29 protein-coding genes and 4 pseudogenes are annotated in these 25,761 nt (G+C 40.4%); 27 read left to right on the top strand and 6 right to left on the bottom strand.

What is annotated here, in order from left to right:
* Positions 1-128: 128 nt before the first annotated feature.
* Positions 129-611, bottom strand: coding sequence for a hypothetical protein (locus PTUN_RS10930; protein WP_009840352.1), 483 nt, complete (start codon positions 609-611; stop codon positions 129-131).
* A gap of 299 nt (positions 612-910) precedes the next feature.
* Between PTUN_RS10930 and PTUN_RS10925 the strand changes: the two genes are divergently transcribed.
* Together PTUN_RS10925 and PTUN_RS10920 are read left to right on the top strand one after the other, a co-directional pair.
* On the top strand, positions 911-1,210 hold the full coding sequence (locus PTUN_RS10925; RefSeq protein WP_009840351.1) for an SHOCT domain-containing protein: 300 nt from the start codon (positions 911-913) through the stop codon (positions 1,208-1,210).
* Positions 1,203-2,318, top strand: a complete 1,116-nt coding sequence (locus tag PTUN_RS10920) for a GH36-type glycosyl hydrolase domain-containing protein (RefSeq protein WP_009840350.1) — start codon at positions 1,203-1,205, stop codon at positions 2,316-2,318. Before PTUN_RS10925 ends, PTUN_RS10920 begins: the two co-directional genes overlap by 8 nt.
* A gap of 79 nt (positions 2,319-2,397) precedes the next feature.
* Here the strand turns inward: PTUN_RS10920 and PTUN_RS10915 are convergent, their stop codons facing one another.
* The 3 genes and pseudogenes from PTUN_RS10915 to PTUN_RS10905 form a co-directional block, all read right to left on the bottom strand.
* Positions 2,398-3,333: a M14 family metallopeptidase gene (locus PTUN_RS10915; RefSeq protein ID WP_009840349.1), complete on the bottom strand. Its 936-nt coding sequence runs from the start codon at positions 3,331-3,333 to the stop codon at positions 2,398-2,400.
* A gap of 676 nt (positions 3,334-4,009) precedes the next feature.
* Positions 4,010-4,258: a hypothetical protein gene (locus PTUN_RS10910; protein WP_232521784.1), complete on the bottom strand. Its 249-nt coding sequence runs from the start codon at positions 4,256-4,258 to the stop codon at positions 4,010-4,012.
* 459 nt (positions 4,259-4,717) lie between these two features.
* A pseudogene (locus PTUN_RS10905) lies at positions 4,718-5,679 on the bottom strand (integron integrase).
* A gap of 562 nt (positions 5,680-6,241) precedes the next feature.
* Here PTUN_RS10905 and PTUN_RS10900 point away from each other — a divergent pair.
* The 11 genes from PTUN_RS10900 (at position 6,242) to PTUN_RS10855 (ending at position 12,488) form a co-directional block, all read left to right on the top strand.
* Positions 6,242-6,676, top strand: coding sequence for a DUF4274 domain-containing protein (locus tag PTUN_RS10900; RefSeq protein ID WP_009840341.1), 435 nt, complete (start codon positions 6,242-6,244; stop codon positions 6,674-6,676).
* A gap of 195 nt (positions 6,677-6,871) precedes the next feature.
* The gene (locus PTUN_RS21805; RefSeq protein WP_009840340.1) at positions 6,872-7,036 is read left to right on the top strand and encodes a hypothetical protein; all 165 of its coding nucleotides are present in this window, start codon (positions 6,872-6,874) and stop codon (positions 7,034-7,036) included.
* 85 nt (positions 7,037-7,121) lie between these two features.
* Entirely contained in the window at positions 7,122-7,406 is a 285-nt protein-coding gene (locus tag PTUN_RS10895) for a hypothetical protein (RefSeq protein ID WP_009840339.1), read from the top strand.
* Between the two features lie 109 nt (positions 7,407-7,515).
* Positions 7,516-7,767 (top strand): hypothetical protein, encoded by a 252-nt coding sequence (locus PTUN_RS10890; protein ID WP_009840338.1) that lies wholly within the window; start codon positions 7,516-7,518, stop codon positions 7,765-7,767.
* Positions 7,768-7,913: 146 nt separating this feature from the next.
* The gene (locus PTUN_RS10885; RefSeq protein ID WP_009840337.1) at positions 7,914-8,351 is read left to right on the top strand and encodes a cupin domain-containing protein; all 438 of its coding nucleotides are present in this window, start codon (positions 7,914-7,916) and stop codon (positions 8,349-8,351) included.
* A 117-nt stretch (positions 8,352-8,468) separates the two neighbouring features.
* Positions 8,469-8,828, top strand: coding sequence for a hypothetical protein (locus PTUN_RS10880; protein WP_009840336.1), 360 nt, complete (start codon positions 8,469-8,471; stop codon positions 8,826-8,828).
* Complete coding sequence (locus PTUN_RS10875; RefSeq protein ID WP_009840335.1) at positions 8,825-9,070, top strand: hypothetical protein; 246 nt, start codon at positions 8,825-8,827, stop codon at positions 9,068-9,070. Before PTUN_RS10880 ends, PTUN_RS10875 begins: the two co-directional genes overlap by 4 nt.
* Before the next feature lie 276 nt (positions 9,071-9,346).
* Complete coding sequence (locus PTUN_RS10870; protein WP_009840334.1) at positions 9,347-10,480, top strand: hypothetical protein; 1,134 nt, start codon at positions 9,347-9,349, stop codon at positions 10,478-10,480.
* 145 nt (positions 10,481-10,625) lie between these two features.
* Positions 10,626-11,102, top strand: coding sequence for a TIR domain-containing protein (locus PTUN_RS10865; protein ID WP_009840333.1), 477 nt, complete (start codon positions 10,626-10,628; stop codon positions 11,100-11,102).
* Complete coding sequence (locus tag PTUN_RS10860; RefSeq protein ID WP_009840332.1) at positions 11,102-11,986, top strand: DUF4231 domain-containing protein; 885 nt, start codon at positions 11,102-11,104, stop codon at positions 11,984-11,986. The genes PTUN_RS10865 and PTUN_RS10860 overlap by 1 nt, the downstream gene beginning before the upstream one ends.
* Before the next feature lie 112 nt (positions 11,987-12,098).
* Complete coding sequence (locus tag PTUN_RS10855; RefSeq protein ID WP_069358453.1) at positions 12,099-12,488, top strand: TIR domain-containing protein; 390 nt, start codon at positions 12,099-12,101, stop codon at positions 12,486-12,488.
* Positions 12,489-12,537: 49 nt separating this feature from the next.
* On the opposite strand, the gene PTUN_RS10850 is transcribed toward PTUN_RS10855, so the two are convergent.
* Complete coding sequence (locus tag PTUN_RS10850) at positions 12,538-13,488, bottom strand: IS110-like element ISPtu2 family transposase (protein WP_009840330.1); 951 nt, start codon at positions 13,486-13,488, stop codon at positions 12,538-12,540.
* Between the two features lie 438 nt (positions 13,489-13,926).
* Between PTUN_RS10850 and PTUN_RS10845 the strand changes: the two genes are divergently transcribed.
* The 11 genes and pseudogenes from PTUN_RS10845 to PTUN_RS22655 form a co-directional block, all read left to right on the top strand.
* Entirely contained in the window at positions 13,927-14,226 is a 300-nt protein-coding gene (locus PTUN_RS10845) for a transposase (protein ID WP_009840329.1), read from the top strand.
* Positions 14,214-14,408, top strand: a complete 195-nt coding sequence (locus PTUN_RS10840; RefSeq protein ID WP_009840328.1) for a hypothetical protein — start codon at positions 14,214-14,216, stop codon at positions 14,406-14,408. The genes PTUN_RS10845 and PTUN_RS10840 overlap by 13 nt, the downstream gene beginning before the upstream one ends.
* Positions 14,409-14,730: 322 nt before the next feature.
* Positions 14,731-15,588, top strand: a pseudogene (locus PTUN_RS22510) (transposase).
* A gap of 205 nt (positions 15,589-15,793) precedes the next feature.
* Positions 15,794-16,234: a hypothetical protein gene (locus PTUN_RS10830; protein WP_157579396.1), complete on the top strand. Its 441-nt coding sequence runs from the start codon at positions 15,794-15,796 to the stop codon at positions 16,232-16,234.
* A 126-nt stretch (positions 16,235-16,360) separates the two neighbouring features.
* Positions 16,361-16,546 (top strand): hypothetical protein, encoded by a 186-nt coding sequence (locus PTUN_RS10825; protein ID WP_009840324.1) that lies wholly within the window; start codon positions 16,361-16,363, stop codon positions 16,544-16,546.
* Between the two features lie 127 nt (positions 16,547-16,673).
* The gene (locus PTUN_RS10820; protein ID WP_009840323.1) at positions 16,674-17,867 is read left to right on the top strand and encodes an IS4-like element ISPtu1 family transposase; all 1,194 of its coding nucleotides are present in this window, start codon (positions 16,674-16,676) and stop codon (positions 17,865-17,867) included.
* Positions 17,858-18,571, top strand: coding sequence for a hypothetical protein (locus PTUN_RS10815; protein ID WP_009840322.1), 714 nt, complete (start codon positions 17,858-17,860; stop codon positions 18,569-18,571). The genes PTUN_RS10820 and PTUN_RS10815 overlap by 10 nt, the downstream gene beginning before the upstream one ends.
* Positions 18,572-18,649: 78 nt before the next feature.
* Entirely contained in the window at positions 18,650-19,015 is a 366-nt protein-coding gene (locus PTUN_RS10810) for a hypothetical protein (RefSeq protein ID WP_040644177.1), read from the top strand.
* Between the two features lie 209 nt (positions 19,016-19,224).
* Positions 19,225-20,873 (top strand): annotated as a pseudogene (locus PTUN_RS22660) (transposase).
* A 134-nt stretch (positions 20,874-21,007) separates the two neighbouring features.
* The gene (locus PTUN_RS10795) at positions 21,008-21,604 is read left to right on the top strand and encodes a cysteine hydrolase family protein (RefSeq protein ID WP_198347086.1); all 597 of its coding nucleotides are present in this window, start codon (positions 21,008-21,010) and stop codon (positions 21,602-21,604) included.
* Positions 21,605-21,901: 297 nt separating this feature from the next.
* Positions 21,902-21,967, top strand: a pseudogene (locus tag PTUN_RS22655) (transposase); the annotation flags it as partial.
* Positions 21,968-22,022: 55 nt separating this feature from the next.
* Here PTUN_RS22655 and PTUN_RS10785 read toward each other — a convergent pair.
* On the bottom strand, positions 22,023-23,312 hold the full coding sequence (locus tag PTUN_RS10785; protein ID WP_009840316.1) for an anti-phage deoxyguanosine triphosphatase: 1,290 nt from the start codon (positions 23,310-23,312) through the stop codon (positions 22,023-22,025).
* Between the two features lie 131 nt (positions 23,313-23,443).
* Between PTUN_RS10785 and PTUN_RS10780 the strand changes: the two genes are divergently transcribed.
* The 3 genes from PTUN_RS10780 (at position 23,444) to PTUN_RS10770 (ending at position 25,640) form a co-directional block, all read left to right on the top strand.
* On the top strand, positions 23,444-24,034 hold the full coding sequence (locus PTUN_RS10780; RefSeq protein ID WP_009840315.1) for a hypothetical protein: 591 nt from the start codon (positions 23,444-23,446) through the stop codon (positions 24,032-24,034).
* Positions 24,035-24,175: 141 nt separating this feature from the next.
* Positions 24,176-24,991 carry a glucosaminidase domain-containing protein gene (locus PTUN_RS10775; protein ID WP_009840314.1) on the top strand — a complete coding sequence of 272 codons (816 nt, stop codon included), beginning with the start codon at positions 24,176-24,178 and terminating at the stop codon, positions 24,989-24,991.
* On the top strand, positions 24,984-25,640 hold the full coding sequence (locus tag PTUN_RS10770; RefSeq protein WP_009840313.1) for a DUF2987 domain-containing protein: 657 nt from the start codon (positions 24,984-24,986) through the stop codon (positions 25,638-25,640). Before PTUN_RS10775 ends, PTUN_RS10770 begins: the two co-directional genes overlap by 8 nt.
* Positions 25,641-25,761 lie beyond the last annotated feature (121 nt).

The raw sequence follows: 25,761 nt of genomic DNA, 5'->3' as shown, positions 1-25,761 counted from the left end.
CTCTTTTAAACGCTAACCTGTATTACCCGCGATTTGCTAAATCGTTAAGGTAAATGGGTACAGGTAAAGCACGATTAATTGGGCCTAACTAGGGTTAGGTAGGCATAAAAATTAATTAAAAAAGAGAGTTATGCGAAGTGGCGATTGCAACCGCAGTATTGAAGATTTGACTCTTGCCAACCACTAATGCGTGATTTTGCCGAGCTATAAATATGAATAAACCACAGCACAATCGGTCGGTGGCTAATTAGGCTGAGCATAGCAACAAGGCTAAATACCCAAATAAAAAACTCAATCACTAACCAGTAAATCGGGTTGATTTGGCTAGGATACAAAAATAATGCGGGATTAGTCGGATTAACCAGCGGTGCAAGGCTTAAGGTGTGCAACTCATCACTAAAGTCTGGTAAATCAACAAAAAAATGCTGGCTGGCTGCTTGGTTAAGTTGTAACTCTGGCAGCGCTTCGCTGTGTTTATAGTGGCTTTGCAATTGGCTGGCAAAATCAGTACTAAAAGCATGTTCAAGTGGCGTGCGATCGCTTGCTTGTTCACTAAAGAACAAGGCCATCACCACCAAAATTACGCTTAAAGCCTGCCAAACTGCTTTCATAACCACCTAAAAAATCGTTTTTGAAAAAATAAGCCCATCATTGAGCTTAAAAATCAATGTGGGGGCAGTCTACTGAGATTTAAATGCGATGCAAGGAGTTTTAGATAATTGTATTTAATATAGGTACTCAAGGTTAGGCCATGCAGTATAAAAATGTTGTTAAGACATTTACGTTATTAGGACCAAAATTCAAAACGTTTTACCGTGCGATAACGAACAGAGAAATTAACAAAGCACTAATACACTTTGATCAAGACAGATAATGTCACCAGATTTTATGGTTTACAAAGGAGGGTGTTATGGCACATGGTTATTGGAATGATTGGTATTTTATTTGGGGTTGGTTTTTGTGGTTTGGGGTTTTTTTTTTGCTCCTTTCTAATTTTGGTCACTGGTTTTACAGTTATCGTTCTAACCAACGTCATGGTTTACACCTGCAAAAAACCGCGCTTGATTTATTAAACGAACGCTATGCCCGTGGTGATATTGAGCAAGCCGAGTTTGCTAAAATAAAATTAGATATTGCCGATAGTGAACAGTCTAAAAAGGCGCATCCTATTCGCCGCTCCGATCAGCGACAAATCCGCTACTTTGTTTGAGCATTGCGCCCGAGCGCTTGAACAAACCATAGCGCTAACTGGCCAACATGGTTTGCCGTTAATGGGCACCGGTGATTGGAACGATGGCATGAACCGTGTGGGCGAAGCGGGCCGTGGTGAAAGTGTCTGGTTAGGTTGGTTGCTCATTCGCACCATTACGCTTTTTGCGCCACTGGCTGATAAACGCACGCCCGAAGCAGATTTACAAGAAACGCGCCACGTTACGGGGCTTGAAACTCACCTCAGTGCGCAGCAGCGAGCCAGCGCATGGCGTGCACATGCCCAAACGGTAAAACAAGCCATTGAAGCTAATGCGTGGGATGGTAAATGGTATCGTCGCGCCAGTTTTGATGATGGCAGTTGGTTGGGCTCCGTTAATAATGATGAATGTAGAATTGACGCCATCGCCCAGTCTTGGGCCATTTTATCGCAACAGGGCGACGTTGAGCGGGGGAAAATAGCCATGCAGTCGGTAGAGCATTGGGTGATTAAACCCGAGCAGAAATTATCGTTATTGTTTACGCCCCCGTTTGATCATACCAGTCATAACCCAGGTTATATTAAAGGGTATCCACCGGGGCTGCGTGAAAATGGCGGGCAATATAGCCATGCTGCAATGTGGAATATTTTAGCTTACACCCAACTGGGCGAAGGTAAAAAAGCCTGTGATTTATTTGCCATGCTCAACCCCATTAACCATTCAAATAGCCCAAGTGCAGCACATACTTATAAAGTTGAACCTTATGTATTGGCGGCAGATGTGTATTCAGTCGCACCCTATGTTGGGCGCGGCGGCTGGACGTGGTCCACGGGTGCGGCAAGTTGGATGCACCGCGCAGCCGTCGAAGGAATTTTAGGCATTACCCGCGAGGGCGATAATTTAATGATTGCGCCGTGTATTCCTGCGAAGTGGCCAGGGTTTGAGGCCAGTATTTTTGTGCAAAATACCGCTTATAAAGTCACTGTGGAACAACACACCACTGGTAAGAAAAACGAAATATGCGCCGAGCTCGATGGGGTTAAATTACAATGCCAAGACCACAAAGTAACCGTGCCCCTTGATGGTGGCACACATCAATTACAAGTCAGCTTAAAATGGGCGAAGTAACTGAGCAAAAAGGGCGCTTGCAATAGCGCCCTGTGTTCTAAGATTAAGCGTTTAAGACCTTAAGGGTAAGATCTAAAACTTAAGCGTTATGTTGCGCCAATATAAAGTCAAGCCCGCTGGTGATCACCATGACTTGCGCTGCAATGCATTCTTGCGGAGTTGCCGTTGCGCTATCCGGGTAAACTTCGGTGGTGGTTTTATACATTGCATTGCTTAAACCGCCGCATAAACCCAGCTTTGTTTTGGCATAATTAATCACACCTAATTGCTCAAGTGGCGCGCCAATAATTTCGCCGTTTTCGTCAGCAGGGGCAATGTGCGTGACCGTCGCAACGGCGTTAATAATGGCCGCTTGAAACTCAGCTTGTGGGTTTTCGCTATCGCCCACTAAATAAAAACCATCAGGAATATTCCAGTTATCATGGGTCTGTGCATCACGCGCAGCAAGAGCAGGGCGAAATTCAGTATTATCGGAGTCGGTTGTTTCGTGTAAATCAAAATGTGCGAGTAATTCAACACCTAACTCATTGACCATTTTCATTAGCGCAGCCGACTCTTGCGCTGGGCTATTGGCATAAAACGAGCGATTTGGGTCTGTTGCTGTTGGATTCCAACGATTGATGGTTTCATAACCCCACGGGCTAACACAGGGCGCAATAACCAAGTTAAATGCTTGGCTGTACTGCGCTGCTGCGGTTTTGGCAAACGCGAGCGCACCATGCACGCCACTGGTTTCGTAGCCATGCACACCACCGGTGACTAATACAGTCGGTTTATCGGTTTGCCAGCTTTTTGGTTTGAGCACAAATAACGGATATTCAGTGGTTGCAGGTGCAAGCTCGGGATAGCACAGCTGACCATATTGTTCGACCGAAAACTCACTCCCCAGTGCGTCAATTTGGCTCACCACATCAGCAAAATAACTGCGTTTAACCGCTTGTAACGCTAACCATTGCTGTTTTTCGCTATCGCCCCATTTCACACCAGAAGTGCCAATTGTCGAAACTTGAGTCATGTATTTGCCTTTGAATTAATTGATGAATTGAAAAAAGAGAAAGATTCAAGCATCTAGCTTAAAGGCGCACTGCGCTTTAGGCAATGGCAGTGGGATATTTTGTATAAAATCTGCGATGGGTACTGGTGTTGTGGGTACAAGCTTTTGATTTTATCGTAGGTGCAAGCCTGCTTGCGAAGGCGAGCAAAGCTTGGCCGGTTTTGAAGGTTGGGCTTTAGCCCGACAGCTTTTAAAAAGCCGTTTTCAAATCAATAACTGTGTTTAGTTTTAAAAACCGCTTTTTAAATTAGCATTGTTGTTGTCGCACTGGCAACGGCAGTCAAGGGTAGGCTAGCGCCGGTCTCCCCTTGGCACCCCAGATTTTCAAAAAATAGGCAAACGACAGTTCAAAAATACATTTGATGTGAACCATAACCGCCATGAGGCGGCATCCATCCCTTAGCATGGCTTGCTCGACTTCCTGTCGCGCATTATTCATCAAATCTATTTTTTCAGGTTTGATTTAAGGGGGAATTGTTGGCATCGGCGTGAGCTTTGATATTTTTGTAGGTGCAAGCCTGCTTGCGAAGGCGAGCGCAGCTCGGCCGCTTTTATAGGTCGAGCTTTAGCTCGACAGCTATTTAACAGCATTACTCGTTTTCACATCAACAATTGCTTTTAAATTGAAAACTGTTTTTTAAATTAGCATTGTTGTTGTTGTTGTTGTTGTTGTTGTTGTTGTTGTTGTTGTTGTTGTTGTCGCGCTGGCATGGGTAGCCAAGGGGAGGCTATCGCCGGTCTCCCCTTGGAACCCCTCGGCGCCCCAGATTTTCAAAAAATAGGCAAATGACTGTTCAAAAATACATTTGATGTGAACCATAACCGCCATGAAGCGGCATCCATGCCTTAGCATGGCTTGCTCGACTTCCTGTCGCGCATTATTCATCAAATCTATTTTTTCAGGTTTGATTTAAGGGGGAATTTGTTGGCATCAGTGTGAGCTTTGAAATTGGTTGTAGGTGCAAGCCTGCTTGCGAAGGCGAGCAAAGCTCGGCCGCTTTTTCATCGGTATAAAATAGTGTGCTTGTAATAAGTTGTAAGAAAATCAGATTTGTATCTTATTGTCTATTATGAAGTTTATCAGTAACCTTGCTGATTATCGCATTTAAAAATGTGAAATAGGGGTTGAAGTTAAGTGTTACTTTTTATGATCAAAGGCAAAAAAAGATCAGAACAGACTAATTTTGGTAAAAACCGTATTATTTAAGTTGTTGTTTTAAATTCATTAAGATTGACAGTCCTTAAGTATGTGTACAACGTAAAGATCATGTTGTTTGCGCTTCTCACTTACTATGAATGACTAAAACTCCTTACTTAGCGAGTCTGTTACAAGCTTTAGGTTAGCTTACAGTAGTTGCGATAGTGGGCTTTGCACGGCATTGCCTCCTTGCTTTAGCACATGAGTATAAATTTGCGTGGTTTTTACATCGGAATGCCCTAGCTGCTCTTGCACAGTGCGGATATCCATACCCGCTTGTAACAAGTGGGTGGCGAAAGAGTGGCGTAAAGTGTGGCAGCTAACATGCTTGCCGATAGCCGCTTTGCGGGAGGCACTCTTGACTGCCTTTTGCAAACCTGACTCATCAATATGATGGCGACGCAGCAATGTAGAATCAGGATCAATGCTTAGTTTGCCGGATGGAAATAAATACTGCCAGCCAAGCTCTTTTGGCGCACTGGGATATTTTCGGGCTAAAGCAAAAGGTAACCAAACCCCAGCATAATCTGCAGTTTCCAGATCTTGCTGATAATAAGCCTCGACCAAGGAAGTTTGGCGTTTTAATGCCGGCACCAGCTCAGGCGCTAAGGTCACCCGACGGTGCTTACCACCTTTACCATGATGGATAGGTAATCAAAATCAATGGCCGCAACCCGTAACCGCACCGCCTCCATTAACCGCAAACCGCTACCATATAACAATTGCGCCAGTAGCAAATAGCCAGGATCAATTTCTCTTAACAGACGTTTGATTTCGTCTTTGGTTAATACAACAGGCAGTTTTCTCGGCTTACTTGATTGATTAAAATTAAGGTTAAGTGATAACGGCCGCTGTAAAATCTCTTTATACAAAAAACTGAGTGCATTTAGTGCCAATGCTTGTGTTTGCACTGCAACATGCCGATTGACTGCAAGGTAGGTTAAAAATTGATCTACATGTTGCTCCGCTAAGTCTTTAGGGTGCCGCTTTTTATGAAATAAAATATAAAAACGGATCCAATGTAAATACGTTTCCACCGTGCGCTTAGCATAGCGGCGTTTGTACATCTCTTCAGTTACGAAGTCTAAAAAAGGTGATTGCGTTGGCATTTTTATACTCCACTAATAACCACTGTTTAAGTATACAGTTATTCAAAAAATGTCAAGCCGCTCTTGTTAGACGGATGTTTCCGTATTTTCACTTAACGTTATAAAATTAATTTTATAACGTGTTGTCTGTAGTGAGTTTTTTGGTTAATGTATTGCCAAATAAATTTACAACTACGGAAAAGTCCGTTTTTAAATACGGAAAGTTCCGTCGAATAAGCGTTAGTGGGCTCTAAGAAGTAATGTATCGGGTTTATCTACACGTTTAATTTTATATTCAAATCGTTGTCGGAAAGTATTTAATCGTTTAACAATTAGGCAGTTTTGTTCCTGTCGCATCCGTTAAAGCTGTGTGGATTCGGCGGGTTATTACAGGTTAATATTAATTTCTATCAGGCAGTGGCTTCGCTAGCGCTCGCAAAGTGGTTCAACCAACCATCTTGTGTTCGCCAACTAACAAACGCAAGCACGCGGACCGTATTTAAGCTGTCTTCGTTTTTGCAAAAGGGCCGCAAAACCGCAGCCAACTCAAATCCGTCCGGTGTTGCGGGCGTTATGTGCACCCATGATTAGTGAAATCGAGAAAAAACAAATAGATCAAATTCAATATGAAGAAGATATTGATAAGATCGTTTCTATTGCAAAAGCATCGAGTAACCCATGCTTTCTTCAGCAATGTGCTATCTCATATAATTGGAATGAAGGTATGAAATTACCTACCGCGATTGCAATTAATGAGTACTGTGATTTGGGTACTGCTCTTACTCTCTTTTGGTTAGCCGGAGGAATGAGTTACTTTCTCAAAGAAGTAGAACGAAACGAATATAACAATGAATGGGCAGATTTTTGTGAACTGATTGTCCAAAACTTAACAAATAACGTTTATGCTTGTGGTCAAGTTAGCTTTAAACCTGATATTAATAAGCTCACTCAATACAAATACAAAAAGGCAGGTATTCCTTCTGTACTATATCAGGAGGTCAACGGTGCAAGCACATAACAAGTGCCAGCAACGGACTCGTCAAACTGTCACTTTTTGTGCAAGGAACCGCACAAAAACTGCCAGTTTAACTCACCGCTGTGGCAGGCGTTATGTGTTTCTATGATTCTAAGAATATTTATAAGTTTGGCTGTACTGGTATTTAGCTTCATTTGCTTTGAGCATTTGATTAGTGAATGGTACATAGAGCTGCATATGGAAAAAGTAGGTGCGCCAAATAGAGAGGCGCTTTCTGAAGATTATGGGCTCGGATTGGTGGGTTTATTAGTAATTGTGCCATTCAGTTTTATTTTGTCAGTGATTACGGCCAAATTAACGTGGAGTTGGCTAGGTCGCAGAGACAAAAGTAAAAACACATAACAAACAAATTTTATCGCCAGCAAAAAGCGCTGGCTGCGACGTCAACCCGCTGCGCGGCTTTCCGCGCTAAATTTGGGCGTTAGGGATGATGATGGCTCAGACTGATAATCCAACCATAAAATGCGGTACACATGGTACGGTGAACTCTGCTGTCGTATGTTGCCATTTGTTGCAGAAAACAGAAGGTGTTTTGGGTTTCGTTGAAAACAGCCCCGAGCCTGATGACTTGCAAGCTTGGTGTGGTGCTTGTGAGGAGTTTTTTCTTAGCGAAGGTGAAATGACTGAAGCGTTCAGAGCATTTAATAATTTCAGTCTTGTATGCGAGTTTTGTTATGCAAAAATTAAACAGCAGCATTCGGCCAATCCCTAACAATCCGCGTCATTCGGGGCCTACGGCCCCTGCGACGCTCACACGTTCGCGCGCATGCGCGGGGCGTTATGTTTAATCGTGAAATTTCGCTGGCATGGAGTAAAGCTTGGTGAAGGATAAAATCATTACATGGAGTTACTTTGCTTATGCAGCCATCGCTCTAGTTTTTGCAGTATTTACAGCCTTTGTAGATCCATCTGATCCATCGCTTGGCGGCGGCAAAGGACTGTTTGTTATTGTTCTGGCTCATGCTGTAGGTATATTTATCAAACCTCTATTTGGCCTATATTCAACTTCAGTTGTGTTCGTTGCTTTGTCAGCTCCATTTTTCTACATATGGCAGAAAAGGCTACGTGTATAATGCATAAAAACATAACAATCACAGGCACGGCGACCAAATACTCTCCACTTCGATTTTGTGCGGGAAAATACTCGCACAAAATCAAAGTTCCGGTATTTGGCGCGTGCTGTAAGCGTTAAGCCTCTTTGATAAATCGGGAATATAAAATGAGATATAAGCACGTCAAAGCCGGCAATGCCGAAAGATACAATCTTGACCAAGGTGAAATTACTTCCATTCTTGCATCTGGTTCTGATACTGATAACAGAGTTTCTATTTTTGATAGCAAACTTCCCAAAGGGAATCAGGCTCCTTGGCACTTCCATGAAATTGATGATGAGATCTTTTATCTAATTTCAGGAGAAATTGAGTTTGGTGTAGAAAACGACGAATTTGTTGCAAATGCAGGTGACCTTGTCATTGCAGGTCCTAACGTAAAAAGGCGTTTTAAGGCCATTACAGACAGTCATTTGCTCGTCATCAATGCTCCATCAGGCCCTTCAGAGGGTTTTATTAGAGACATATCCAGATTCACAAATGATAATCCACCTACTGACTCAGATAGACAGGCGTTTATTGAAAAATATAAAATCCATATAGTCTAGCCACTCTGAAACGCTAGGCTTAACAAGCGCATGTTGTCGGACTGGTTTTCCGCTGCGCTTCAAACCAGCCGCAAATGCGAGCGTTAGCCTTTAAAATCGGAACATTGGAGATAACTAATGAACTCACCAAGAGTTCGCCTAATAATAACTTTGGTTTTGACTATTATTATTGGTGTCCTATCAAGCCTATTTGCAACTGAAATCACTCCTGACGGAGTAATTGATTGGGCGTTAACATATAAAACATTTTCCTTTTGGGGGCTTCTGGTTACTAGTGTAATTTGGATTCTCATTCATTTAATTTTTTTAAAACATGATGAAAACATTTTGAGGTTTACCGACGACGCTCATTGTATCGGGCATATAAGAAAAACTAAATTAGATGGTTATGCAGCTTTGGTTAAGGATGACCCTAAGCAAGCCAATTTGATTAATGTTACTGACTTATTAAAAGATTTAAAGGTAAAAACCAGATGAATTTATTAGTTTCCGAAAAATGTGCCAGTGAATTAAAAAAAGATAATTCGAAAATTACTCTTTATGAAGTAAGTCAATTATTACAAACCCTTGAGCCTAAAACTTTCAAATCTCGCCCTGATGTAAAAAAAGTGCAAGATTCGGAGCAAGAGATTTATGTTCTTAAATATAAAAGTATGCGTATGTTTTTTACTTTTAGTAAAGATGAGGATTTAGTTCTAATGAGTACCTCGTATAATTAAAGGCTAACAAGTCAATTCAGCAGGACAAAAAACAGTTGGTTTTGCTCCTGCGTCGCTAATTTTAACCAACTGATTTTTGCCTCTGATTGAGGCGTTGAGGCTGTAGAATTACTAATTTGGTCAAGTTTTTAGGTGATTTAAGGGGTCTCAAATGCATTGCTTAGTACGAGATAATCGCTTAGAAAGCGATACAGGAGGTCAAAAAAATGGCCAAATTTATAAAAATAGAAATTCTACAGTCTCGTTAGGCAAATAATAAAGGAGAGAATTTCATAGATGACCGTAATTTCATCTTTCAACAATCTAGACAAGAGATTTGCATGGTCATTTCTCGGATTCATGCTGGCAGCAATTTTAGGTAGTCTTACAATATATACGGAGTTTTTTCGTGTAGATAATCCTGAGCTTATTGTTGAAGTCTTAAATGATACTAATGTTCTTGATGTTAAAGAGGATATGAATGAATTAAAGGTCTTTTATGGTGACGTAGATATCAAAAGCTTAAACCAGACATTATCAGTCGTATTCTTGAGAATTAAGAATGATGGTGGAGCCCCGATTCTAAAGGGGTATTACGATGATAAATATCCTCTGAATCTAACAATCAAAGATGGAAAGTTTTTAAAGTCTGAACAGGTCAGCTCAACCAATGATTACTTAAAGTCCTCTGCTTTACCTATTATTGATACAGAAAGGAGTATATTACTTCCTGGAATCATCCTTGAACATGGTGAAAGTTATACGATAAAAGTATTAGCTTTGCATTCGGCTGGCTCCGATGTTGAGCTGAATGTCCTTGGGAAAATTGCTGGAGTAAGGGAAATAAGGCTAACAAAATCTATAGACTCTGAAGAGGAAATTTCTTTCTGGAGTAAAGTTATTGCAGGCGATATCTTTGTTCATCTAGCACGTATACCTATCTACTTTTTTGGTTTCATTTTTTCAATTATTTTAATGATTGCTCCAATTGCTATCGCATCGGATTTCTTCTCAAAAAGAAAACGTAGAAAAGTCATTAAGCAATATAAGTTATACATAAAAGAGGATATTACAGATAAACATGAGTTTTTATTTGAATCTTATATTGATGATGGATTAGTCCCAGTTGCTGAAGCAAAAGAAACACTTTCTGATAAAGAAAAGCTTAAAAAAGTTGTTCGTAAAGGCCTTAATCCAGAGGCTCGATCACATGAAAGGCATCCCGAGAGGCATGATGGAAGGTATCCCGATAGATATGATAGGAGTCACCCGGACTATCAAAGAGTTGTTTATCGTAGAGCTGCGATCTACAGGCTCTTAAAGGGAGTAGATGGTTTTATTAAAGATGAAAACAATGAAATCATGCCAGCCCCTCATGCAGAAGATCTTTTAGGTAAATTTATTGATTTTGTTGTTATAAAAGAAAGTTGAATGCCTAACAAGGCCATGCAATCTGACTCCGCAAACTGTCACGCTTTATGCGTTCCGCATAAAGGCGCGCCAGCTTGCTACGCAGTTGATGGCGGCGTTATACGTTTTAAGCAACTAATCATCAGTTAAACTTATGGGGAATACAATGGGGTTAGCAAGAGCATTTGTAGGTTTTAGTAGTACAGACATTCATAACTACAGGTTAATGCAAGCATGGAAAGCGAATAGTAATATTGATTTTAATTTTGCCGACTGCCAGTTAAATAGTGCTTTGAACTCACAAAGTGAAGTGTATATCAAAAGAAAGTGCCGTGAGCGTATCAATATGGCTGGTAAGTATTTAATGCTTATTGGGAAAGACACTAGAAGTCGGCATAAATATGTCCGTTGGGAAGCTGAAGTTGCTATTGAAAAAGGTTGTACAATCATAGGTGTAAATTTGGATGGTTCACGTTATATGGTTAAGGAAACCTGCCCACCAATAATACGTGATATAGGTGCTATTTTTGTTCCTTTTTTGCCTAAGATAATTGCTTATGCTATCGAAAACTACAGCATGGCTAACGATAATGACAATTATCATTACCTTGAGCATATTTACACAAGCTTAGGGTATAAATAGTGTCTAAATTTAAGCTAGGTGACGAAAATTTTCCTGCGTTATTTCAAGCCGCAGATCATGCATCTCTAACTGCACAATTAAGTTATTACTTTGCTCTTAAAAGTTATCTTTTTTTATTGGTAGCTGCTGCACTAATTTCATTTTACTATCCAACTGATTTGATTGGCGCCCTAGCATCAGTATCATTGTTTTTGATTACCTTATGCATATTAATTTGGCTTAAAGTCCAAAAGCCAGAGGATATTTGGTATAACGGAAGAGCCGTTGCTGAATCTGTTAAAACAAGAACTTGGCGGTGGATCATGAAAGCTGAACCTTATGATGACGATGTCCCAAACGAACAGAGTAGAAAAGAGTTCTTGTTGGATTTAAAGTCAATTCTTGACCAAAACCGATCCTTATCAGCTCATTTGCAGTCAGATAAAAATAATGGAGACACTATTTCAATTCAGATGTTGAACATTCGTAATTTACCCTTCGAAGAACGGTTGAATATTTATAAAAATGAAAGAGTGAAAGATCAAGCTAACTGGTATGCAAAAAAATCCTTATTCAATAAACGCAGAGCAAAACAATGGTTTATTGCTTCAGTAGTATTGCATGCAATCGCTATCGGACTTTTGTTATGGCGCATTACAAACCCAGCATTATCATTACCAATTGAAGTCGTCGCTACCGGGGCAAGTGCAGTTTTAACTTGGCTTCAAGCTAAAAAACACAATGAATTGAATTCGTCATACTCATTAGCTGCACATGAAATTGTGTTAATTAAAAGTGAAGCCGAATTAGTCGACTCTGATAAAGCTTTATCGAACTTTGTTGTTAGTAGCGAGTCAGCTTTTTCACGAGAGCACACACAATGGACTGCAAGAAAAAATGTTTAATAAGTTCCTCGAACAGAAAACAGAGCTAATTTTCCGTTCTTCACAAGTTTTAGTAAACTATTTGTAGCACTTAGCAAGCGTGTTAATTTTTAATTATATAAAGGAGTATAAAGTGGCAAATCGAATTTTCGTTTCTTACAATTTTAATGATCGAGAAATGAGTCGTAGTATTAAAAGTTTCACACAATCATATGGAGGTCCAGTAAGAGGTAATTTTATTTTTGTCGAAAATGATGTTTCGGCATATGGAGACGCTGCTATAGATAATGAAATTAAAAATGTTATGTCTGGCTGTGATTCTGCATTTTTTGTGGTAGGAAATAATAACCATAATAGCCCTTGGATCAATAGAGAAGTTGTTCTTGCAATGTCTAAGGGACTTAAAATTGTAGTGTCTAGTTTTCCTAACTCGAATGGCGGAGTGCCAAACCAATTAAGGAAAATACCTCATACGGAAGTGAAATGGAAACCTTCAGATATTGCTAATGAATTAAACAAGTAGTGGTGCAATAAAAACGTATAACAAGAGACTATGGCGTCAATAGCTAATTTTAAACTTTTGGCGCTTCCCACATTACTCCGTCTCTGAGCATCGAATTTAAGATCACAATCATCTTCCTGACACACGCAATAAGCGCTACTTTTTTCGGTTTCCCAGCAGCAACTAATCGCTGATAAGTTGATTTAAAAACAGGGTTTGATTGGATGGCTGACATCATCGCCATGTATAAAACGGTGCGTACTTGATGCCGCCCACCTTGAATTTTTCGAAGCCCTTTATAGCGGCCACTTTCGCGATTCATAGGCGCAACGCCAACCAATGCACCGGCTTCTTTATTCGACATATAGCCAAGCTCAGGTAAGTTACTGATGATGGAGGCAGCGGCAATTTTACCAATGCCTTTCATGCTTTGCAGGATCGTGTTTTTGGCTGAATATTCAGGGCATGATTCAATGAGTTTTAGAATTTTATTTTCAATTTTTTTAATCTGATTTTTAAAGGCCGTTAAAATAGGTTTGATGGTTGAAATCAGCTCTTTTGGTAAAATTTGCAGGCGGTTTTTTTCCATCGTTTGCATGACTAACAGCTGATTTCTTCTGGCAACCAAATCACTCATAGTCTGCATAATGTCAGGCTTTAGGGTGGAGAGTGTGGGTTTAATTGCCTCGCCATAATGTGCAATTAACTGTGCATCTAGCTTATCGGTTTTAGCGCGTTGACCAATGGCGCCAGCAAAGCGTTTTATGTGTATTGGGTTGGCAATGACAAAGGGTAAATTGGCCTTTGCACATGCAATAATAAAGGGCATTTCAAGGCGGCCAGTGGCTTCAATAATGATGCGGTTTGGAGAGTGAATTTTGATTTTTTTAATAGCCTCTGCAATCCCTTTTTCATCGTTCTTAACGGTGAAATAGATATCAAGAGGGCGAATATAAATATCGAGTTGAAATTTGCCGGTATCGACACCGACATTAATGTTTTGATTAGTATTTGTTTTCATAATAAGCTAACTCTTGCTTGCATAATGCGGGTTCGAGACCCAGTAGACTATTCGAGTGTGATGCTTGGAGTCTTTTGTGGCGTTCATTCTTGTTATCGGTCTCTCAACAGAGGATCCATCGCTCAATCGAACTACCACAAAAGAGAGCTTTAGTTGCAGCTAAAGCCTGGGTCTCACATTACCCGAACTCGGTTTAAAAGAATAATTTGATGGGTTTATTATCCATACAAGTCGTTTAAACGGACAAAAAACAGTTGGCTTTTGTTCGTGCCTCACAAATTATAGCCAACTATTTCTCGCCGCTTAACGAGGCGTTGAGGCTGTAGAATTACTTATTTTAGGAACTAATTCTACACTTTTTTACTTGCTCAAATTTTAACCTTGAACCCACTGGGTGTCTGTGATCTAATAGATATTATTCACCCACGGTAACGTGTTATGGCCAACTATAAGCCTGACTTATCCTGCCAAAATAAATTCATTCCTATCAATTTCGCTGAGCAAATATTGCCAGGCACCTTTGAGTATGCCCTTTGTTATATTGTTGAAAATAAACTCGATTTAACGGGGTTTGATGCATGGTACAACAACGATAAAACAGGAGCTGCGGCGTATTCGCCTTCAGTGATGCTCAAAATTATTTTACTCGGATATGCGCATGGTTTAATTAGCAGTCGGCGTATTGCTAAGGCGTGTGAAAACAATATTTTATTTATGAGACTCTTTTGCAAGAAATAGCGGGTGACGTGCAGCCGCATTTCACATCAATAGCGGGTTTTGTGGCTAAAATGCACGAGCAGATTGAACCATTATTTACGCAAGTGCTGATGATATGCGACGAAGAAGGCTTAATAGGCCGTAATATGTTTGCCATTGATGGCTGGCACTTTATTTTAACGAAAGAAGTCGAATGCAAGTAAAGACAAATTTAGCGGGAATAAATTTGAACAGCGAAGCTGGCCTGAAAGGTGAGTATCAGGACGATACGAATAATGGAGTGGTACGTTCGATGAACTCGGCCGTAAAAAAGCAAAACTAGAACGGGCAAGCAAACGCATTATTGAGCGCCATCAAGCCCAAGATGGATTAAGTGAAGAACTAGTCACACAAGACTTAAAGCAAAAAGAAAAGCTCGATAAAAGTGCCGCTAAAATCACTGAATTTCTCGCCACTCATCAAGAAAAAACAGGCAGTCAAGGTAAGCCGGTTAAAAGTAATATCACAGACCCAGACAGCGCTAAAATGACCACCTCAAAAGGCACCATCCAAGGTTACAACGGCATTGCGATTAATGATGATAAACACCAGATTATCCTGCAAGCACAAGCGTGGGGTTCGGTGGGCGAGCAACAAACCTTGCAGCCAGCCGTTAATCAATTAAAACAACAACTCGCTAAACTCAACGCAAACCGAACGTCAAAGGAACAGGCCATCAAATTCACCGCAGACAGTGGCTTTAACAGCGAAGCGAACCTCGAATTTATGGCGCAAAGTGGCTTTGATAGTTACATAGCCGATAACCAATTTAGAAAACGCAATCCGCTGTTTAAAGAGAGCGAAACCTACGAAACAGAGCAAGAAAAGCGCCGATTAAAACGCAGTAAAGGCAAGCCACGGTTATTTACCTCGGATGACTTCCACTATGATGAAGTAACCCAAACCTGCCGCTGCCCCGCAGGCAATGAGATGTGGCGAAGTGGTATCAATGTCAACAGCCATCATCAACAATACACCCGATTCTGCGGTTACTTAAAAGACTGTAAAATCTGCCCATTGCAACAGCAATGTATGCGAAAACCACCAATAAAAACAGGCAGGAAAATGCAATTTAAAAATGATGGATCACGCAAAAAAGTCAGTTACATCGACAAAATGAAGTAAAAATAGACAGCCCAATGGGACGACGACACCTTTTTATTCAAGGAATGGCAAACGACTAGGCTGTATCGAACCTGCTTTCCTTTAAATAAAAGGCGGAATATCACCGTCAATAAAGGCATGAATAAATTGACCTTGCGTGGTCAAACGAAAGTGAATGCCCAGTGGCAACTGTATTGCCTTGTTTATAATCTAGAAAAGCTGCAAAACAGGATGCATTAAGCAGGGGAAACCCTTTTTACACTTAAAAAGGGCTCAAAACCCCCACATAAACCGCAAGAAAACCCATCTAAAACCCCGATTTAAAATCTCACCTAAAAACAGCCTAAACGATTGAATCAAAATAGGAACTCAGTTATGGTTTGCTGATTAATAAAAACAAATTAAAAACGAGTAAATCTACAGGCTCGTTATAAGTTTTGAAGGTATGATGAAGCTCGCTATATTTTTGTTAATTTTTCTTTCTCCTTATGTATTGGCTTGCACGGCTGAAAAAGAGGCGAAAGAAAAAGAATCGTTTGCTTACGTATCAGAGTTTCAAGAGTTCAAAGGGATGTTATCGCTGAATTTAAACTTCCCAAATGAAGTTGAGTCAGTAGCAATCAATAATGTTTACGTTCATATCGAAGGTGTTTTTGGCTCTTACATTAACTTTATGACTCGGTGGTATTATCCTGATTATTCAACTTCCGATATATCAATAAAAGAAGGTGATATTGATAAAGTTAAAATTTATGTAAGCTATCGAGAAAGTACAGAAAGAGGTGTGGCTTTCTGTGGGCCAAATCGAGAGTATACCTTAAGGGAGTTACTCAATGTTAATACGCCAGCTAAAGAGCCAGGACCTCCCCCGCCACCAGATTTTTAATAAAACTTATAACAAAGCAAATTAAAAAGTGCGGACAAAAAACAGTTGGCTTTGTTCGTGCCTCACAATTATAGCCAACTATTTTTAGCCGTTTATTTGCGGCGTTAGAGAGCAAAGGAGAGCATAATGGCATATCATGCCACAGTTATTCCTGTGATGATCGCTTCACCAGGTGATGTTGCAGAAGAACGAGAACTCATTCGTGAAATCATTCATGATTGGAATGATGTAAACGCTGAAATTTCAAATGTCATGCTGGCTGGAATTGGTTGGGAGACTCACTCATCTCCAGAGTTGGGGACTAGACCCTGACGAATCCCCACAATTTGATAATATAAATCAATAAGATAATATAAAAAAAATAGTTGAAGTGAAGTGCATAGCTAATTTTGATCTTATATGCTTTTTCCGACCAAAGAAATTACATACTAAATCGACTATGCACTTAAATAAATTATTACATAAAACATTTTCTAATACAGTAGGTGTTATTGATAAGCGTAACCACTGCACATTAATGAAAGCAGCAGCAACACTCTGCCAACATAAGTTCTTATCCATTGCTGCTTTGGGAAGAAAGCTAAAGAGCAATGCGAAGGTTAAACACAATATTAAACGAATAGATAGGTTATTTGGCAACCCTCGCGTCCAGTTCGCCCGCTACCACTATTACCAAGAAATCACTCACCGCGTGATTGGTCAAATTAGACGCCCATGCGTGACGATTGATTGGTCTGGGTTAACACCCTGTGGCGAGTTTCATTTATTACGGGCAGCGGTGCCAGTTAAAGGTCGAGCAATGACAATCTATGAGCAAAGTTTTCGTGAATGTGAATACATGAAGCAAAGCGTACATAAGGATTTCATCAAAACACTTAAATCAATATTACCTTCTGATTGCAAGCCGATCATTGTTACCGATGCAGGATTTCGCAACCCTTGGTTTAAGTTAGTGCTTAAATTTGGTTGGGATTTTGTAGGTAGAGTGAGGCATCAAACACAATATCAAAAGCCAGAAGATGATACGTGTTGGTTACCAGTAAAAACACTTTATTCTAAAGCGACAGCAAAACCCGTTTATCTATTTGAAACACAACTCGCTAAAGCCAATTCATTGAGTGGTCACTTTTACTTGTTTAAATCAAAGCCTAAACAAAGAAAAAAGAAAAATCTTCGAGGAAAAACGATTCGCTGCAGCGTAAGCTTGAAACATGCTAAAGGCGCCACGGAGCCATGGTTATTATTTACCTCACTGTGCAATATTAATTATTCAGCGCAAGATATGGTTAAAATTTACAGCCAGCGAATGCAGATAGAAGAGTCCTTTCGAGACTTAAAAAACACGAGTAATGGTTTGAACTTACGTCATTGTCGTAGCTATGAAAAAGGCCGTTTAAATGTCGCATTATTGATTGCATTAATTGCTAATTTTATCCTTTGGCTAGCAGGTTTAACGGCAAAAATATTGAATGTGCATAGAAGCTTTCAGGCGAATACGATAAAGAATAGAAACGTGCTGTCTAGCTTTAGTTTTGGGACGCAATACTTCGAAAAATTTGGTTATAAAATAAAACTGAAAACTTTTTTAGAAGCACTCAAGCAATTAAATAAGGATTGCCGTGAGTGCTTGTAGCTTGGATAAAATTGTGGGGATCCCTCAGGACTAGACCCCAAGAACTCATCAATAAGCGCATACAAAAAAATTGTGATTTACTCATTGGTGTTTTTTGGACACGTTTAGGAACCCCAACTGGAAAATCCTCTAGTGGTACGGTAGAAGAAATTGAGGAGCATGTGGCCGCTGGTAAGCCTGCAATGATCTATTTCTCTTCCAAGCCTGTAGCTCCTCAGAGCGTTGACGCTGAACAATTTGCTAAAGTTCAAGAAATCAAACAAAAATGGATGCCGCAAGGTTTAATAGAAACATATGATAATCTTGAGGAGTTTCAGAAAAAACTCTCAAAACAACTACAACTTTGCCTTGCTAAAAATGAATACTTACGCGGCTTAGTGCCTGTGACAAAAGTTGAAGTTATTCCTACCTCAGAGCAAATACCAACGCAGAATGAGCAGTATTCATTAAGCCAAGAGGCCAAATCCTTATTAAAAGCAGCTTCTAATCGCGATGATGGAACAATATTGAAAATGGCTCTTCTTAGCGGTCGGCTTATACAAGCTGGCGGTGAATCTTTTGGTGGTGAACGTGGTCGCGAAACAGCTAAATGGGATGCGGCGTTAGAAGAACTTTTAAGCTATGGGCTTGTAGCTGCTAGAGGTTACAAAGGAGAGGTATTCGAGCTCACAAATAAAGGTTGGGAGGTTGCAGATGCTCTCTAACAAGTTAAATCATCGGAAAATCACTCGCTACGCTCATGCTTTCCGCTGTTTAAAGCGTTATGTTTTACGGAGGCTTCAGTGTTAATTCGACTAATGTTTTTAATATTCTTATTACCTTCTTACGTTTTTGCTAATGATTCGTGTGAAAGAACTCCTGAGTACATTGAGCTACGAGATGAGATTTACCAATTAGTAACTAAACCATATAGAGAGTGTAAAAGTAGCACGAAGAGTTCTGAGCATTGGAAAGCAGTTTCTAATTGTGTAGCTGATGCGCAGGGAGAGGATGCTTTTGAATGTGGGAAGTTAGTGGATAATCAAGTTTATCCAACACCTCATATTAATGTTACTCATTGTGAGTTGCTAAAACCATCATCTGAGTTTTTCATTCAAACTCTGCATGAGATCGCAGATGCAAAAAAAATAGTAGAATGTAAAACATAACAAGCAAATTAACAGGACAAAAAACAGTTGGTTTTGCTCCTGCGTCGCTATTTTAACCAACTATTTTTTGCCCATTATTTGGGCGTTGAGGCTGTAGGATTACTTATTTTAGGAACTGATTCTACACTTCTTTCTTTGCTCGATTTTTAACCTTGAACCCACTGGGTGTCTGTGATCTAATAGATATTATTCACCCACGGTAACCTGTTATGGCCAACTACAAGCCTGACTTATCCTGCCAAAATAAATTCATTCCAATCAATTTCGCTGAGCAAATTTTGCCTGGCACCTTTGAGTATGCACTTTGTTATATTGTCGAAAATAAACTCGATTTGTCGGGGTTTGATGCGTGGTATCACAATGATAAAACGGGTGCTGCGGCGTATTCACCTGCAGTGATGCTCAAAATTATTTTACTCGGTTATGCACATGGTTTAATTAGCAGTCGTCGCATTGCTAAGGCGTGTGAAGACAATATTTTGTTCATGAGTGTGTCGGGTGACGTGCAGCCGCATTTCACCTCAATCGCGGCCTTTGTGGCTAAAATGCACGAGCAGATTGAACCACTGTTTACTCAAGTGCTGATGATATGTGATGAAGAAGACTTGATAGGCCGCAACATGTTTGCCATTGATGGCTGGCACTTTATTTTAACGAAAGAAGTCGAATGCAAGTAAAGACAAATTTAGCGGGAATAAATTTGAACAGCGAAGCTGGCCTGAAAGGTGAGTATCAGGACGATACGAATAATGGAGCGGTACGTTCGATGAACTCGGCCGTAAAAAAGCAAAACTAGAACGCGCAAGTAAACGCATCATTGAACGCCATCAAGCCCAAGATGGCCTAAGTGAAGAGCTGGTCACACAAGACTTAAAGCAAAAAGAAAAGCTCGATAAAAGTGCCGCTAAAATCACTGAATTTCTCGCCACTCATCAAGAAAAAACAGGCAGTCAAGGTAAGCCGGTTAAAAGTAATATCACAGACCCAGACAGCGCTAAAATGACCACCTCAAAAGGCACCATCCAAGGTTACAACGGCATTGCGATTAATGATGATAAACATCAGATTATCCTGCAAGCACAAGCGTGGGGTTCGGTGGGCGAGCAACAAACACTGCAACCCGCTGTTAAGCAATTAAAGCAGCAGCTCGATAAACTCCAAACTGAAAAACAAACAGACAAACACGCCATTAAATTTACCGCAGACAGTGGCTTTAACAGCGAAGCGAACCTCGAATTTATGGCGCAAAGTGGCTTTGATACTTACATTGCCGATAACCAATTTAGAAAACGCAACCCACTGTTTAAAGAGAGCGAAACCTACGAAACAGAGCAAGAAAAGCGCCGATTAAAACGCAGTAAAGGCAAGCCACGGTTATTTACCTCAGATGACTTCCACTATGATGAAGTAACCCAAACCTGCCGCTGCCCCGCAGGCAATGAGATGTGGCGAAGTGGTATCAATGTCAACAGCCATCATCAACAATACACCCGATTCTGCGGTTACTTAAAAGACTGTAAAATCTGCCCACTGCAACAACAATGTATGCGAAAGCCACCGATAAAAACAGGACGGCAAGTGCAGTTTAAGAATGATGAATCCCGCAAAAAAGTCAGTTACATCGACAAAATGAAAGTAAAAATAGACAGCCCAATGGGACGACGACATCTTTTTATTCATGGAATAGCAAACGACTCGGCTGTATCGAACCTGCTTTCCTTTAAATAAAAGGCGGAATATCACCGTCAATAAAGGCATGAATAAATTGACCTTGCGTGGTCAAACGAAAGTGAATGCCCAGTGGCAACTGTATTGCTTGGTTCATAATATAGAAAAGCTGCAAAACAGGATGCATTAAGCAGGGGAAACCCTTTTTACACTTAAAAAGCCTTAAAACCCCCACATAAACCGCAAGAAAACCCATCTAAAACCCCGATTTAAAATCTCACCTCAAAACAGCCTAAACGATTGAATCAAAATAGGAACTAAGTTATGGTTTGCGTGATTAATAAAAACAAATTAAAAACGAGTAAATCTACAGGCTCGTTAGCCCTAGGAGGAAGTAATATGAAATCGGCACTTTTAGTCGTAGATGTTCAAAATGGAGTTTTTGGTTCTACCAATCCTCCATATTTATCTGAAAATGTAATAAGCAACATTAAGCAATTGTTGGGTTACGCTAGTTCATCTGAAACTGAAATTGTATTTATACAACATGAAATTCCGGGAGTGCTCGAACCAGAAAGTGATGCCTGGCAACTGTTTTCAGATTTAGCAATTAATGATTCTAGCTATAAGGTTCGCAAAAGTACTCCAGACTCGTTCCATGATACAAACCTAAAAGAGTATCTAGATGAAAAAGGGATTGAGCATGTTCTCGTATGTGGCTATTCAACAGAGTTTTGTATAGATAGAACTGCGTATAGTGCTGCAAGCAAAGGCTACAAGGTTACCTTGATAGAGGATGCTCATACAACACATGGTAAGCCTCATTTGGATGCACCTTCGATTATCGCACACCATAGCTTTAATCTGTCTAAGCATCCCAATATTGTTCTGAACTCTACTGCAACGTTGACTTCGGGCTAACAAAGCGTTTAAGAGGGACTCCTAACGCTTAGCGGTTTTGATTTCAAGTTTGGCTTAGGTGTTTATGGCACAATGCTCAAGTTGGGTGGCATAGCGTTGTCGCCCCTTAACGCGGCGTTGAGGCTGTAGAATTACTTATATTAGGAACTAATTCTACACTTCTTTATTTGCTCAAATTTTAACCTTGAACCCACTGGGTGTCTGTGATCTAATAGATATTATTCACCCACGGTAACCTGTTATGGCTCTTTCATTGGGTAAGGAGTCAAGCCTGACTTATCCTGCCAAAATAAATTCATTACAATCAATTTCGCTGCGCAAATATTGCCCGATACATTTGAGTATGCCCTTTGTTATGTTGTCGCTTTTTTCACCCGAGCTTAAGGCTCAGGGCAAGGTAAAACTAGCAGGCACTTTTTTAAGGGGCACAAAAAAGCCTTTGATGGGTTTTATAGGCGTATTCGTCGGTCATTCCTGCAATATAATCGCAAATAATACGATGCCCTTGGCTGGCATGTAATTGAGCTTGACGCCATTTTGTTTGGGTGCTGCGTGGCAGTAATCGTTCTGGGTCGCTGGCAAAAGCGCTAAATAAATCAATAATTAATTTTTGTCCTTTAAACTCAATTTGTTGCATTTCTGGTTTGCGAATAACAGTTTGATAAACAAACGATTTTAAACTCGATAAAAATTCATTTAGCCTTTCTGGTAGTAGCACGTTATGTTTGAGTAAAGGCGATTCAAATTGTGTTTCTATGGTTTGTAATTGAGCTTGGGTAATAAACAAGTTTACTAACTCACCAATGGCATCTTTGCGTATGGCTTGTTGGCGAGAAAATAAACTTGCGCTAATTCGCGCTAAGTGTGCTTTTAACCAAGGGTGGTCGTTGTCTTTAAGCTTTGGCATGGCAAGTTCATACCAATGATGCTCGGTTACTGTGCCGGTTGCAATCGCATCTTCTAAATCATGTACGGCGTAGGCAATATCGTCTGCCAGCTCCATAATTGAGCAATCTAATGATTTAAACAGTGTTTTGTGACGGTATTGATCGAACGATTTGAACTGCAGCAATTTCTGTTGGTCGGCTTTATTTAATGCGCTGAGGATCCAATCAAACACATCATCATCGTCTTGGTAAACGCCTTTTGCAGGCAGCCAGTCTGCTGATTTAATAAATGCCGCATTGGGGTCAAAACGTGGTTGTGTATGCCAAAGTGTATTGATTATTTGCGGGTATTTGATAAATCCTAATAAAGTACGGCGGGTTAAATTCATGCCGTAGCCATCGGTATAAGGTTCAAGCTTTGAGACAATGCGTAAGGTTTGGCCGTTGCCTTCAAAGCCACCGTGTTCACGCATCATAAAATTAAGCGCAATTTCGCCGCCATGACCAAAAGGAGGGTGGCCTATGTCATGGGCTAAACATAATGTCTCGATTAAGCTGCGGCAAGGTAAAAAATCCGGTTTATCATTTTTACTGCGCAGCTGCCCTAAAATTCCACTGCCAATTTGCGCCACTTCTAGAGAGTGGGTGAGGCGAGTGCGATAAAAATCATCAACTCCAATGCCCATAATTTGGGTTTTTGCTTGTAAGCGTCGAAATGCCGCAGCGTGGATAATACGTGCACGGTCTTTTTGATACGCGGTACGTTGATCATCAGGACGTAATTTAATTTCATCAAAGCGCCGTTGTGTCCAGTGATCCATACACTCTCCCTTAATTGAACCTCAGTGTGGCTATTACACATTTTGCAACAACTGTGTCTGTGGTATTCATTTGTTTTGTCGGTAATTGGTATAGAATTTATCAGATAGGCGGGTTGAATTATAGGTCAATTATGGCATTTCCATTATTAGTATTAGGTGGGTTGCTTGGTAGTGTGGCGTTAAATGCGCAGCATAAACGTTATTTACTTGAGCAAGATCAGAGCCGGCGTTTATTGCCTCAGTCGTCTTTGCTCACTGTCGCCCAATTAACCGAGATGCCGATAGGTCGCTGGCCAAGTGATAGTATTCCCAGCCCATTGAGTCATTCGCTGGTATCTGGTGCATTAGTATGTTGTACCGTGTATCAGGCGTTTGATCATGTTGGTTTAGTGGTTGATAACGATACAATTATTGAGCTTCATGGCAGTGGTTTGATCCGTGCAGTATCTCCTGAGCGTTTTTTAGCAAAACGAAGTGGCAAACATATGTTTATTGCTTGCGATCAGCAAGGGCAGGCATTTGTATTTCCCCAAGCAGTAAACGCTGCCATTAATGATGTATTCAGCTACTGTGAATATGATGCACTTGCGCAAAATTGCTATCGACAAACATGGCACTGGATTGATGGAAGTGATAAATCAATCGAATCATTTTTGCTTTTTAATCAATGTATAGCTTTAAAAATAAATCAGCGAGTCTATTGGGATTTGGCCCGTAGTTAGTGTAGCCAAATGGCACGGTTAGCAATTTGGGCACGTTGCTGTATAATGTAGCGCCTGTTGCAGGAAGCAACGGTTTATTTTCCGAAAGAAATGGCTGTTTTGTGCATTCTTTTAGTCTTTTAAACAACTGAGGAACACCGTATGCTTAAAAGCGTATTGCGAGTACTTGCGATCTCTTTTACCCTATACTGTCTTGTATATCCGTTTATTAATCAACCAGTTAAAGAAGTCACTGAATCAGTTACTGAGCCAGAAACCGTAACTGAGGTGGTTATTGTTGAAGAAAAACCCAGACACAATGTGATATTGCCTGATTTTGCCAATATCCCCGATATTAAACAAAAGAAAATGGAGTTCTTTTCGTTTATTCGCCCTCATGTTATTGCTGAAAATAAGCGTATAAGTCAACAAAGGGCACAGCTAGAAATTGCTAAAATGATGCTGGAATTTGATGATGTTCTATCAGAGCAGCAGCTGCGTAATTTACGATTAATTTTTAAAGAATACAAAGTAAAGCAACCAATTGATAAGGCGAGCATTACGGCCGCTTTAAAGCGGGTCGACATTGTACCTGAAGAGTTAGTTTTAATGCAGGCGGCCAATGAGTCTGCATGGGGTACGTCGCGTTTTGCTCGGATCGGCTTAAACTTTTTTGGTCAATGGTGCTATCAAGAAGGGTGTGGCATGGTGCCTTTGAATCGAAATTTAGATGCCGCGCATGAAGTGGCCGTTTATGAATCAGTCTCGCATGCCGTTGCTGCTTATTTTAGAAATATTAATACTAATCGTGCATACAGAGAGCTTCGTAATATCCGTTCATTGCAACGCGAGCAGCAAGAAGAACCCTCAGCTGTTGAGTTAGCAAATGGGTTATTAGCGTACTCTGAACGTGGTAACCACTATGTCGAAGAGATCAGAGACATGATTTATGCTAATCAGGAGTTTTTTAGTGAATAAGCGGTGTGTAGGATTAGTAAGCGCAGCATTATTATTTGGCTCAACGCTGAATGCAGCAGAATTTGCAGTCTCATACGATGGTTTTTACGATCGAATGAAGGTGGTAAATAAAGGCGATTATCTGTTAGCGAGTGTTGGCTTTTATTTGGTTGATGGGCAAACACCCTCGCTGCCATGTGATATTTTATCGGGTAGAATTGTAACTGAACAATATGAGCAGCCATTAAGTTTTACTGACAAAGGGCAGTTATTACTGCCTTTTGAAAAACAATTAGATCAAGATAAAGCGGTCATAGTGGTGCAGCACTCATCAGCGCAATGTCAGTTACAGATGCAAATTGAAGCGCGAGATGATTATAGTCAAAGCGTGACGAAGCAGCAGTTATTTGCAACCTATCAAGAGCTGGATAAATTAATGGACGATTTATCTGGTTTTTTAATGAGTAAAGTATTTTCTTTTTTGATGCCGCACATGACCGGTATTACGGTGGAGTTTACAGATTTGGCCGAAGCTGTTAATGATAAAGAGCAGTGGCAATGTGTAAAAAATCGCTGTTTTAGCAAAGTTGATCAAAGCTGGGAAACACAAAAAGACGCAGTTCTTTTTTCTCAAGCACCCGTTAGAATTTTACCTTATCTTGAAAAGTAACAGGTCTAAAAATTTACTTTAACTTATTGATATTAAAAGTAATTGCTGTTTAACTTTGAACAATAAACTAATAAAAAAGCGACTTTTGAAGTCGCTTTTTTATTAAGTTCGAGCGATAGCC

This window comes from Pseudoalteromonas tunicata, from assembly GCF_002310815.1.
GTDB lineage: Bacteria > Pseudomonadota > Gammaproteobacteria > Enterobacterales > Alteromonadaceae > Pseudoalteromonas > Pseudoalteromonas tunicata.
The sequence above is the reverse complement of the archived record's forward strand: the minus strand, read 5'-3'. Positions and strand labels throughout refer to the sequence as shown.